Origin of the sequence: Planococcus sp. CPCC 101016 (assembly GCF_007859295.1) — a bacterium.
Taxonomy (GTDB): Bacteria; Bacillota; Bacilli; order Bacillales_A; family Planococcaceae; genus Planococcus.
Genome location: NZ_VOHB01000002.1, coordinates 444,662 through 456,688, shown reverse-complemented (window position 1 = coordinate 456,688; position 12,027 = coordinate 444,662). Strand labels below are relative to the sequence as shown.

The following is a 12,027-nucleotide window of genomic DNA, read 5'->3' as shown; positions in this document are numbered from 1 at the left end:
TGTGGAATCATTGATCATTATTTTGGTCGGCGTCCTTACCACGGTCGCCATCTATCTTGTATTATCAAAAAATGTTGTACGCGTCATCCTGGGTACAGCTATCCTGTCTCACGCCGTCCATCTGCTGATCTTATCGATGGGTGGTTTGAAGCTGGGAACGGTTCCTTTGCTCGGGGAAGAAGCAGAGTCGTATGTTGATGCCTTGCCTCAAGCGTTAATTTTGACGGCAATTGTCATCAGCTTCGCTGTTACAGCTTTTATCCTGGTGCTCGCCTATCGCGCTTATCAGGAATTGGGAACAGACAATTTAGGAGCTATGCGAGGTTCTGATGATGAATAATATTTTAGTCCTTCCCATGCTTCTTCCAATAATAATAGGCGTAGTGCTGATTTTCTTGCGCACTTACGGACGCATCCAAGCCTGGATCAGTCTTACGGCCATGGCGGTCACTGCAGGCATATCATTTTATCTTTTGTATGCGATTCAGGCTGATGGAATTATACGTTTGGATTTCGGGGGCTGGGAACCGCCTTTCGGCATTTTGTTTGTTGCCGATTCCTTTGCCGTTTTACTCGTGTTGACATCCAGCATTGTAACAACCATCTGCCTGAGCTATGCCCTGATTTCCACCAGCAAAGAATTGCAGACCATGTATTTTTATCCGACGGTACTGTTTCTAGCGGCCGGCGTCAACGGTTCTTTTTTGACTGGTGATTTGTTCAACCTGTTCGTTTGCTTTGAAGTCATGCTGCTGTCTTCTTACGTACTCCTGACTTTAGGTAATTCCAAACGTCAGCTGCGCGAAGCAATCAAGTACGTATCGATTAATATCGTTTCATCCTGGTTCTTCCTGGTGGCCTTGGCTTTCCTCTACGGAACTGTCGGCACTTTGAATATGGCACATGTAGCTGAACGGGTTGCGGAAGTAGGGCAGACACCTCTTCTAACCACCATCAGCATCGTCTTTTTGGTGGTGTTCAGTTTGAAAGCTGGGTTGTTACTTTACTTTTGGCTTCCCGGATCTTATAGTTCACCGCCTGTTGTCACCTCTGCCCTTTTTGGCGCATTGCTTACGAAGGTTGGAGTTTATGCCTTGTTCCGTGTTTTTTCATTGATTTTTTATCACCAGCCGGAAATCACACATACCCTCATCGGCGTTATGGCGGGGTTGACTTTAATCGGAGGAAGCCTAGGGGCCATCGCTTTCAATGATATCCGCAGCATTGCAGCTTACAATGTGATCATTGCTGTCGGTTTCATGTTGGCAGGATTGGCAATATCCACTCCTGCTGCAATTGAAGGGGCCATCTACTACTTTATTCATGATATGGTGGCCAAAGCGCTGCTGTTTCTTCTTGTCGGTACAATGATCACATTAAGCGGCACCTCAAAAATGGCCGGAATGAGCGGTCTCATGAAGAACTACCCATTGCTTGGCTGGTCTTTTTTCATCACTATGCTGTCGCTTGCCGGCATTCCACCACTCAGCGGTTTTATTGGAAAAGTTCTGATAGCAGGGGCCGCAATTGATAGTGGATCGTACCTCCTCCTAGCTTTAGCCCTGATATCCAGTATTTTCGTCCTTTACTCGCTGCTACGCATCTTTAAAAACTGTTTCTGGGGCGAAACCATTGTCAGTAAAGAAGAACAGCTGCCCTTGAGAAGAGGCGTCCTGCTGCCCTGTTTAGCACTTGTGTTATTGACCATTGGCATCGGTTTAGGCATCGAAGGTTTGGCGCCTTATGTTGCGACCGCTGCTGAAACATTATTGGATCCTGGGATTTATATCGATGCTGTATTGGGCATAATTGAGTAAATCCACTTTCTCTATGAAAGGAGTGAAGTAGAGTGCCCGCTCAGTTCTTATTAAATATCACCATTGCGTTATTGTGGACATTGCTGATGGACGAAGATGCTTTTTATATCACGACTTTTCTGACCGGATATTTGATTGGTATTGGCATCCTTTTCCTCATGCACCGCTTTTTTGGAACAAAGTTCTATTTGCTGCGAGTTTACTCGGCACTTAAGCTGCTGCTGATCTTTGTCTCAGAACTTTTCCAATCCAGTCTATTAATCATGAAACAGATTTTAAGTCCAAAGCTGAACATAAAACCTGGTATCTTCACTTATGAACACAGTATGGAAGGTGATTATGAATTGACGACACTCGCCCTCCTGCTCACTTTGACACCAGGATCGGTCGTTATGGAAGTGTCACCAGACGGGAAAATTTTCTATATCCACGCAATGGATGTGGAAAGTTCACGTGATTCGGTATTAAAGTCCATTAAAGTTTTTGAAAAAGCGATTATGGAGGTGACAAGAAATTGATTGAAACCATACTGACCATTTCCCTCTCCCTTTTCATTCTGGCAATCATTCTGGCATTGTACCGGATTATTCGAGGGCCTTCCATGCCTGATCGTGTTGTAGCAATGGATATGATCGGGGTTAATTTGATTTCAGGAGTAGCTGTCTTTTCCGTTGTACTCCACACGCATGCATTTCTTGAAGTTATATTGATTGTTGGTATTCTTGCATTCATCAGTACACTTGCTTTGGCACGTTTCGTTGAAAGGGGCGATATCGTTGAGCATAAACATAATCGCTGAGTATTTCGGGGTTTTTCTGATTTTGATTGGCAGTATAATGGCGGTAATCAGCGCAATCGGAATTCTTCGGCTGCCGGATGTTTATACCCGTTCGCATGCTGCTACAAAAAGCTCTACACTTGCTGTTCTGCTGTCATTGTCTGGAACCTTCATCTATTTCTGGGCATCTGAAAACTTTATCAGCGTCCGGCTTTTATTGGGGATCACTTTTGTTTTTTTAACAGCACCTGTGGCGGGTCATTTGATCACACGAGCAGCATACCGTTCGAACGTTAAATTGGCCGACTCTTCTACAGAAGATGCTTTGGAAGAATTGATCAAAAAATAAAGATATGATGATTTTTTCATGTTTTCTTAATAAAGCAGGTTAGTAATAGCGTTGCCGACTCTTTAGAGCGGCAACGCTATTTTTATATCAATGAAGCAAAAGTTTATGAAGGGATTCCCAGGGAATAGAAATAAAAAACAGAAATGGAGACGGACATTCAATGGAAAATGTGAGAGACACTTTCAAAGAAGTTGCCGCCGCAATCCTTCCTGTCACTATAGTCGTCTTGGTTTTACAAATTGTTATTATTAGAATGCCTTTTGAAGCAATCATTCAGTTTCTCATCGGGGTACTTTTTGTCAGTACTGGATTTTTTCTATTCCTTGTCGGCGTTAATGCCGGGCTATTGCCAATTGGCGAAATGATTGGCAGAAGGCTTCCCAGTACCAAAAAAGCCGGTTTTATTATCGCCACCGGTTTTTTATTGGGCATCGCGGTCACTGTAGCCGAGCCGGATGTCCGTGTACTGGCCAAACAAATTGACGAAGTCTCTGGAGGTGCAATCAGTTCAGCGATATTAATCTTATCAGTCTCTCTCGGTTTGGCTATTTTCGTTGCATTGGCAATGATCCGTACTATCTTTAAAATTCCTCTTCATTATTTGCTTATTGGCGGCTACGCTTTGGTTTTCCTACTGTCTTTCTTTGTCCCCGAAGCCTTCATCTCTATTTCCTTCGATTCCGGTGGCGTCACAACTGGACCGATGGCCGTTCCTTTTATTCTGGCGTTGGGTATTGGCGTTGCTTCTGTACTGCGTTCAGAGGATGACAGTTCCGGTGAGAAATTCGGTTTGATTGGCCTCGCCTCTATTGGACCCATTCTGGCAGTCATGATCCTGGGGGTGTTATTCAGGTGACTATCCATATTTTCGAAGGATTTCAAACAGTCATGCTGGAAGTGAGCATGGCACTGCTCCCTCTCCTTATTTTCTTTGCTGCCTTTCAGATATTCATGCTGAAACTGCCGATGCAGCGTGTTATGCAAGTAGGAATAGGCTTCGTTTTAACCTTTTTCGGTCTTTCTTTTTTTCTTCAAGGAGTTCATGTCGGCTTTATGCCGGTTGGGACGATGATGGGAGAAACGCTTGGAAGCTGGGAGAACAAATGGCTTTTGATTCCAATCGGTTTTGTCTTGGGTTTTGCCGCTACATTCGCAGAACCGGCAGTCAGCATCATGACAGACGAGGTCGACCAAGAAACCGGCGGATACATTTCTCAGAAAATGATGCTTTACACATTATCAATGGGTGTCGGTGTCTCCATCGCTTTATCCATGCTGAGAATTTTGACTGGTTGGTCGCTCTGGTATTTCATTATTCCTGGTTATCTCCTTGCTCTCATACTTGTGTTTTTTTCGACTCAAACTTTTATCGGCATCGCCTTTGATTCTGGAGGAGTGGCAACTGGTCCCATGACCGTTACATTTATCGTTGCTGTGGCAGTTGGCATTTCAAGTGCTACAGCAGGCAGCGACCCTTTGACTGATGGCTTTGGCATGATTGCACTTGTCGCTCTCACTCCAATCATCGCAGTACTCATACTGGGTCTAATCTTCACTAAAAAAGGTGGGAAGAAAACCAATGATTCTTAATCACAGATTGATGATCGCCATCGTCAAAAGAGGACATTCACGCGATGTAATTGCCGCCGCTAAAAATGCCGGGGTTGATGGCGCAACCATTATATACGGGGAAGGTATGGGAAGAAATGAAAAAGCTACATTTTTAGGTTTGCCTGCGACCCATGAGAAGGATGTCATCTTTTTCGCATTGGATGGAGAGAACGAGAAAGCCGTTGCACAAGCCGTTTCTGAAGCTGGAAAATTAGGGAAATCCGGCTATGGTCTTGGCTTCACAGTTCACTTAAGTAAATTGCTTGGAGTGCCGCATTTATCACACCGAACAGATGACAGGAAAAAAAAGAGAGGTGTTACTGATTTGGATTCAGAAGCGAAAGATTTCCAATTAATCGTAACTATTGTTAATTCGGGTGACTCTTCAACTGTAGTAAAAGCCGCCGCAAAAGCCGGTGCAGAAGGTGGGACTATACTAAACGGTCGAGGTACAGGAGTAAACGAACAGGAGAAGTTTCTGAACTTCACTATCGACCCTGAAAAAGATGTGGTTTTGACGCTCGTTCCAAGCAGCTATTCAGAGAAAGTTGTCAAAAGCATTGAAGAAGCCGTTGACTTGAACGCTCCAGGCAAAGGCATCGCCTTTCTCATTGATGTTGAAAATGTTTTTGGAGTGAATCATTCATCCTTAGCCAACCGTAAACAATGATTAAAACTCAAATTCGATATAAGGCAGAAAACCAATAAAAATACGGGCAAGCCACAGCGGCTTACCCGTATTTTTTTAAGATATTAATATGGTTTTGCTTCGTGTCCTTTAGCTGCAGCACCTTGCGCTACTTTGTTAGCAGCTGGCTGGCCATATACTTTCGGTCCAGCTTTTTTCATTTCTTCATTAGCTTGCATCTTTTGTTCCATATTCTCACGGACACGGCGGCCATAGTCTTCGTCCGCCTGCGTAAAGTGATGGATCATTTCTTCCTGAATACGGGGATCACATACTGACAATGCGTCTCCTAGATTGTTGATCAGCTCATCACGCTCCCAATCTTCGAAGCTGCGGTAAGTCTCACCTGCCTGGCCGTAGTTATTGGTACGGTCGATCGGCGCCGATACTACTTTATCGTTATAGGCTGGTTCATGAGCTGGCGTTCCACTCGAATCTGCCTCTTTGAACCCCCCTAGAACAGAAGGTTCGTAATTAATATGCGGATTCGAAGGATTTTCATCAGGGTTCTTCACATCCATACCTCCCCGCTGCTGGTTCGTTGCTACACGCTTCTTAGGAGCATTGACCGGTAATTTCAGGTAATTGGCTCCAACACGGTAACGTTGCGTATCTGAATACGAGAAGGTGCGGCCCTGAAGCATTTTGTCGTCTGAGAAATCCAATCCGTCAACAAGAACTCCTGTACCGAATGCCGCTTGCTCAATCTCAGCATGGTAATCGACTGGATTGCGATCCAGCACCATTTTCCCCACAGGAAGGAATGGGAATTTATCCTGCGGCCACAATTTTGTATCATCCAACGGATCAAAATCCAATTCTGGGTGTTCGTCGTCACTCATAATCTGAACGAATAGTTCCCATTCAGGATAATCTCCACTTTCAATTGCTTCATAAAGATCCTGTGTGGCATGCCCGACATTTTCTGCCTGAATTTCAGAAGCTTCTTTTTGAGTCAGGTTACGGATGCCTTGTTTCGGCTCCCAATGATACTTAACCAGAACTGCTTCACCTTTATCATTGACCCATTTGTACGTATTAACACCGGATCCCTGCATATGACGATACGTTGCCGGAATTCCCCATGGGGAGAACAGGAACGTAATCATATGAGTTGCTTCAGGCGTCCGTGCAACAAAGTCAAACATCCGTTGGGGATCTGCTACGTTCGAAGCCGGATCCGTTTTAAAAGCATGAATCATATCCGGAAATTTCATGGCATCACGGATAAAGAAAATTTTAAGGTTATTTCCGACCAAATCCCAGTTGCCGTCTTCTGTATACATTTTCACTGCGAAACCACGAGGGTCGCGATCTGTTTCCGGAGAATGTCTTGACCCTGCAACTGTTGAGAAGCGGACCAATAATGGTGTTTGTTTTCCTGCACCTGAAAATACTTTGGCGCGTGTATATTTTTCCACCGGCTCATCGCCGACTTTGCCGTAGGTTTCAAAATAACCAAATGCACCTGCACCACGCGCATGGACAACTCGTTCCGGAATTTCTTCCCGGTCGAAATGTGAGATTTTTTCAATGAAATGATAATTTTCAAGTGTAGCAGGGCCACGGTTCCCGACAGTTCGCATATTTTGATTATCTCTAATCGGATGTCCTTGTCGATTCGTCAGCGTTTCTTCATTTTCGCTGGTACCCATTTGATTCTTTTTCTCTTCATTATTCTCTTTCATGAATATCCTCCTCTGCAATGTGCTATCACCTTATACTTTTCCCACCTTTCCCCAAAAATAAACGCAATAAATAAAGACAAACTTAATTTCCAACTATGCTTTATTGAAGAAAAATAGTAGAAAACTCATTAGCAGAGAAAATCTTTTAATTTCTGGAGAACTAAAAACATGTAAAAGTTGAATGAAAAATTAGTTTATTAAATGAAGATAGACAAAGACGGCAATATATGAAAAACTAAAGTAATGACAACTAGCAGAAAGCAGGGCTTTTAGATGAGTGTAGAATTAAAAGAAAAAGGGAGATGGGATCCCTTGAAGGTATTTTCTAAAGTCTCAGCGGCGTATATTCTTTCCTTTTTCATGAAGAAAAAAAACGGAAAGAAAATTGCCTTGGTTGGCGGAAACCTCGGGGAAAAATACGAAGATAATGCCGCCGTATACCATAAATACTTAATAAACAATCATAAAGATCAAGTAATTGCTTATTGGATGTATGACCCAAAAACTTCCTATGCCAAAAACGAAAAAATTGAAAATGCCGTGCCACTTGGAAGTTTCAAAAACTATTTGTTGTTTTTTCGGGCCGATTATACGTTCCATGGACACTCTCTTCTTTACGATATCGTACCAGCAGCTGACAAATTCCTCTTCCTTAACCGCAAAACAATCATTACCCACGTCAGTCATGGCATTGAAGGATTCAAAAAGATCCTGATTCAGAAAGAAGATGTCCCATTATTGAAGCGCACTGATTATTTCAACTGTGCATCTCAATATGAATATGAACTAAAGTTAAATAAATGGAAAATTCCCGAACAGAAACTAATTATTACCGGCTTTCCCCGATTCGATCGCTATCCGCCCAATCAGCCTTCCAAAGAAGTTAAAAACATCTTGATGATGATGACGTGGCGTGAATGGCTTTTTGACTTGACGAAAGAAGAGTTTATCGACAGCACCTATTTCAAGAGTACGGTAGGGTTGTTGAAACACGAAGGCATCCAGCAATTGCTTGCCGACCACAACCTTCACATGAACATTGCCTTGCATCCTTTCATGAAAAAGTTCGAAAGATATTTCACCGGTTTGACTGATAATGAACACGGCATCAAATTCCTGGATTTTAACCATGAAACCATCGAGTATTCCATTGACCATAATGACATGCTGCTGACTGACATCACCAGTGTTTCCTGGGATTTCCTTTATCTGAACAAACCCATTGTATTCTTTATGTTCGATAAGCAAGAGTATTTAGAAAAAAGAGGAACCTATTTGGACTTGGATACAGACCTTTATGGGTATAAAGCCGATTCAATCGATCATGTTTACGAATATCTTAAGAAAATTGTCGAGGAAAAAATCACTTATAATGAATGGTATCCGAAAGCCACGGATTACATTGATTATTTTGACCAAGACAACTGTAAACGCCTAACCCAACGAGTTATGAACTTAGCATAGTTTCACGTGAAACTATAAATTTCGCCTTTCATGCAAAAACACACTCTTTTGAGTGTGTTTTTTTATAGGTCAATTTCCAGTTCGACTGGACAATGATCGGAACCCCATATATCTGCATGAATTTTTGCATTTCTCAATTTCGAAATAAGATTTTGGGAAGTTAGAAAATAATCGATTCTCCACCCTACATTCTTTTCACGGCAATTGGAACGGTACGACCACCAGGAATAAAACCCTGTTTCTGTCGGATAGAAATGTCGGAATGTATCTATAAAGCCACTGGATAAAAACTGTGTCATTTTGCCGCGTTCTTCAGGTGTAAACCCTGAATTTTTTTTATTGGCTTTTGGATTTTTTAAATCGATTTCCTCGTGAGCAACATTCAAATCTCCGCATAAAATAACGGGTTTATGATTATCCAAGCTTTTTACAAACGACAAAATGGCATCTTCCCATAATAGCCTATAATCTAAACGAAGCAGGCCATGTTGGGAGTTCGGTGTATAGACGGTTACCACATAATGGCTGTCGAATTCCAATGCAATCAGCCGTCCCTCTGTATCGTGCTCTTCTGACCCCAAACCGTATTGAATCGATAACGGCTTATGTTTCGTAAAAATTGCCGTGCCGGAATAGCCCTTTTTATGCGCATAATTCCAATATGTATGATAGCCAGGAAGGTTCATCTCTATCTGCCCTTCCTGCAACTTGATTTCCTGCAGGCAAAATACATCTGCGTCTGCTTCAGTAAAAAAATTCATAAATCCTTTTTTCATAACGGCACGCAAGCCGTTGACATTCCATGAAATCAATTTCAAATGTAAGCCCTTCTTTCTGTTCCTTCCTAAGTTTAAAGGAAGCCTAAAAAAGACTCAAGCCATGTGTTAACTGGTTATTTTGTAAAAAGAAAAATTCCGCTTTGATGCAATTTCACCTTTTAATTTTCAGAGGAAAATTTTTCATTAACTTAATATGTAAAATTTCTGTATTTTTTTAAACATTCTGCATCATTTTACGGGGTCTTCTTGTACAATGAAATTATCTGATATATAGAAATTTTACCAAGTGGACGAACTTCATATCAACTGGCTGTTCGTGGCTTTATTTTTTCAAAGCAAAATAAAGGGGATAAAGAGATGAAGAAGTTTTCGAAAGAAGAAAAAAGCTGGGCATTGTACGATTGGGGAAGTTCCGCTTACTCCATTATTATCACAACTGCGATTTTTCCGATCTATTATAAAGCATCAGCTACCGAAGCAGGTGTCAGCCTATCTGACTCCACGGCTTATCTAGGGTATACAATTGCGATTTTCACATTTATTCTGGCCATGATCGGACCTATATTGGGGACGATTGCCGATTACCAGGGGATGAAGAAAAAGTTTTTTACAGCTTTCTTCCTCTTGGGCACCATTTCTACAGCGCTATTGGCTTTCGTGCCAAGTGAAAATTGGTTATTGATGCTGATTTGTTATGTGTTTGCAGCATTGGGAGCAACGGGGGCTAATTTATTTTATGATGCTTTTATTGTCGATGTTACTACAGAAAAACGAATGAACAGTGTCTCTGCATTTGGTTATGGACTTGGCTATATCGGATCGACCATCCCATTTATACTTTCCATCGCCATTATCTTGCTAGCTCAAAATGGAGTATTGCCAATTTCTGTTACCGTTGCCAGCCGGATTGCCTTTTTAATTACGGCTGTCTGGTGGGTTTGTTTTTCATTGCCTATGTTCCGCCATGTCAGGCAGCTTCACTATATTGAACGTGAACCCAATCCGGTTCATCAAAGCTTTAAACGTCTCGGAAAAACCATACGGGAAATACGTCAATACCGTGCGTTATTTTTGTTTCTAATTGCTTATTTCTTTTACATTGATGGTGTCGGCACCATTATTTCTCTGTCTACTGCGTATGGCACTGACCTGGGTCTGAGCGCGACCAATCTCTTGATTGTTTTGTTTGTTACGCAGGTAGTCGCTGCTCCATTCGCCATTCTTTATGGCCGTTTAGCCAATCGGTTTACCGGCAAAAAAATGCTTTATGTTGGAATCTGTGTTTATATTGTAGTCTGTATCTATGCCTTCTTTTTGGAGACCATTACTGATTTTTGGATTTTGGCTATGCTTGTGGCCACTAGCCAAGGGGGCATCCAAGCACTCAGCCGATCTTATTTCGGAAAACTTGTGCCTAAGGAAAATTCCAATGAATTCTTTGGGTTCTACAATGTCTTTGGGAAATTTGCTGCAATCACAGGCCCTCTGCTCGTTGCAGTCACTTCCCAAGTAACTGGCAATTCAAGCATGGGTGTTTTCAGCCTTGTTATTTTATTCGTTATCGGTCTCATCATCCTATCCCGTGTACCGGAACCAAAGCCCCATGAACCAATCGATAAAGTAGCAACGGACTAAGAAAAGCGGAAGCGCCCATGTAGCTCTGACAGGCATAAGGCAGGCCAGCTGAGTGGCGTTCTTTGCCACACAGCTGGATTGACTTATGACCCGAAGAGCTGGGCGCTGGAGTCTGGACAAGAAGAAAAGCGGAAGCAGCCGTTCAGCTCCGACAAGCGCTGGAAGAATTATCGGTAATGGCGCTATTAGCCATTGCTGGTAATTCTGAAGCGACTCGAGGAGCTGGCTGTTGGAGTCTGGACACTGAAAAGCGGAAGCGCCCATGTATCTCTGACAGATAAAAAAGTTTGTTCTCTAAAAAAACAGATGCCTTATCGCTTCAAACTAAAAAGGTGTCCGCCAAACTATCTGGCGGACACCTTAACTTTTTTTATTTTTTGTTTTTGTCTTCAGCTTTGACCGTTACGCTGCCGGTAGTGTCTTTTTCGACAGATGCATCGCCTAGTTCAACCACTTCGATGCCGCTTTTTTCCTTATCGGCTTCTTTATCGGCTTTTTTAATCTCTTTTTCTACTTCTTTTTCAGCTTTTTCATGTTCTTTTTGAGCCTTTTCTTGCTCTTTCGCTTCTTTTTGAACGACCTTTTCTTGCTTTTTCAGTTCTTTTTCTTCTTGTTTTTCTACACGCTTTGCTTTAAGTTCATCAGCTTTGCCTTTGGCTTTTTCTGTAATTCCAGAAGTTTTTTCTTTCGCTTTATCTGTAAGACCAGTAGTTTTATCTTTCAATTGATTCGCTTTTTCTTTCACTTGATCCATTGTGCCGCCTGAGCTGTCATCGCCTTGCTCTTTAGAGCTGGCTGCTTTTTCTTTGACCATTTCCTGAAGCTCTTTGCCGCTTTTTGGTGCGAATAATAATCCTGCAGCTGCTCCGATAACTGCTCCCGTTGCTGCTCCAGCTAAGAAACCGCCACCGCCGCTGCCACTATCTTTGCGCTCAGCTTCAGTTGGCTGTGGCGCTTGGATTTTACCGCCGCGCACAAGACGTTCTTCTACTTCATCTACGATTTCATATAAAGTACGCCCTTTAGCTTCAACTAGGGACACGCTCATGTGATAGTCAGCTAAATCTTCCTGATCTCTCACTACGATAACGTCATAATCCGTAGAATCTGATTTGTCTTCCAGCATTTCTGCCTGATACCCTTTTTTCTCTAATGCTTCACGTACTGATGTAAATGGGTGTTCGACTGCAACTCTTACCATAATCTGTCCACTCCCTT

13 protein-coding genes are annotated in these 12,027 nt (G+C 42.5%); 10 read left to right on the top strand and 3 right to left on the bottom strand.

What is annotated here, in order from left to right:
* Position 1: 1 nt before the first annotated feature.
* From FQV26_RS02140 to FQV26_RS02105, 8 genes are all read left to right on the top strand, one after another.
* Positions 2–340, top strand: coding sequence for a Na(+)/H(+) antiporter subunit C (locus FQV26_RS02140; RefSeq protein ID WP_146555724.1), 339 nt, complete (start codon positions 2–4; stop codon positions 338–340).
* The gene (locus FQV26_RS02135) at positions 333–1,817 is read left to right on the top strand and encodes a Na+/H+ antiporter subunit D (protein WP_146555723.1); all 1,485 of its coding nucleotides are present in this window, start codon (positions 333–335) and stop codon (positions 1,815–1,817) included. The genes FQV26_RS02140 and FQV26_RS02135 overlap by 8 nt, the downstream gene beginning before the upstream one ends.
* A gap of 32 nt (positions 1,818–1,849) precedes the next feature.
* On the top strand, positions 1,850–2,335 hold the full coding sequence (locus tag FQV26_RS02130) for a Na+/H+ antiporter subunit E (protein WP_146555722.1): 486 nt from the start codon (positions 1,850–1,852) through the stop codon (positions 2,333–2,335).
* Positions 2,332–2,616, top strand: a complete 285-nt coding sequence (locus tag FQV26_RS02125; RefSeq protein ID WP_146555721.1) for a Na(+)/H(+) antiporter subunit F1 — start codon at positions 2,332–2,334, stop codon at positions 2,614–2,616. The genes FQV26_RS02130 and FQV26_RS02125 overlap by 4 nt, the downstream gene beginning before the upstream one ends.
* Complete coding sequence (locus FQV26_RS02120; RefSeq protein WP_146555720.1) at positions 2,594–2,944, top strand: Na+/H+ antiporter subunit G; 351 nt, start codon at positions 2,594–2,596, stop codon at positions 2,942–2,944. The genes FQV26_RS02125 and FQV26_RS02120 overlap by 23 nt, the downstream gene beginning before the upstream one ends.
* Before the next feature lie 160 nt (positions 2,945–3,104).
* Positions 3,105–3,800, top strand: a complete 696-nt coding sequence (locus tag FQV26_RS02115; protein WP_146555719.1) for a DUF1538 domain-containing protein — start codon at positions 3,105–3,107, stop codon at positions 3,798–3,800.
* A complete protein-coding gene (locus FQV26_RS02110) occupies positions 3,797–4,534 on the top strand; it encodes a DUF1538 domain-containing protein (protein ID WP_146555718.1) in 738 nt (245 codons plus the stop codon). Before FQV26_RS02115 ends, FQV26_RS02110 begins: the two co-directional genes overlap by 4 nt.
* On the top strand, positions 4,524–5,225 hold the full coding sequence (locus tag FQV26_RS02105; protein ID WP_146555717.1) for a P-II family nitrogen regulator: 702 nt from the start codon (positions 4,524–4,526) through the stop codon (positions 5,223–5,225). The genes FQV26_RS02110 and FQV26_RS02105 overlap by 11 nt, the downstream gene beginning before the upstream one ends.
* 83 nt (positions 5,226–5,308) lie before the next feature.
* Here the strand turns inward: FQV26_RS02105 and FQV26_RS02100 are convergent, their stop codons facing one another.
* Entirely contained in the window at positions 5,309–6,931 is a 1,623-nt protein-coding gene (locus FQV26_RS02100; RefSeq protein ID WP_222433890.1) for a catalase, read from the bottom strand.
* A 273-nt stretch (positions 6,932–7,204) separates the two neighbouring features.
* Here FQV26_RS02100 and FQV26_RS02095 point away from each other — a divergent pair, with 273 nt between their 5' ends.
* Positions 7,205–8,395 (top strand): CDP-glycerol glycerophosphotransferase family protein, encoded by a 1,191-nt coding sequence (locus FQV26_RS02095; RefSeq protein ID WP_146555716.1) that lies wholly within the window; start codon positions 7,205–7,207, stop codon positions 8,393–8,395.
* Positions 8,396–8,457: 62 nt separating this feature from the next.
* Here FQV26_RS02095 and FQV26_RS02090 read toward each other — a convergent pair whose 3' ends face one another.
* Positions 8,458–9,213 (bottom strand): exodeoxyribonuclease III, encoded by a 756-nt coding sequence (locus tag FQV26_RS02090; RefSeq protein ID WP_146555715.1) that lies wholly within the window; start codon positions 9,211–9,213, stop codon positions 8,458–8,460.
* A gap of 318 nt (positions 9,214–9,531) precedes the next feature.
* Between FQV26_RS02090 and FQV26_RS02085 the strand changes: the two genes are divergently transcribed.
* Positions 9,532–10,809, top strand: coding sequence for an MFS transporter (locus FQV26_RS02085; RefSeq protein ID WP_146555714.1), 1,278 nt, complete (start codon positions 9,532–9,534; stop codon positions 10,807–10,809).
* Positions 10,810–11,179: 370 nt separating this feature from the next.
* Here FQV26_RS02085 and FQV26_RS02080 read toward each other — a convergent pair whose 3' ends face one another.
* Positions 11,180–12,010 (bottom strand): YkuS family protein, encoded by an 831-nt coding sequence (locus FQV26_RS02080; protein ID WP_146555713.1) that lies wholly within the window; start codon positions 12,008–12,010, stop codon positions 11,180–11,182.
* Between the last annotated feature and the right edge of the window lie 17 nt (positions 12,011–12,027).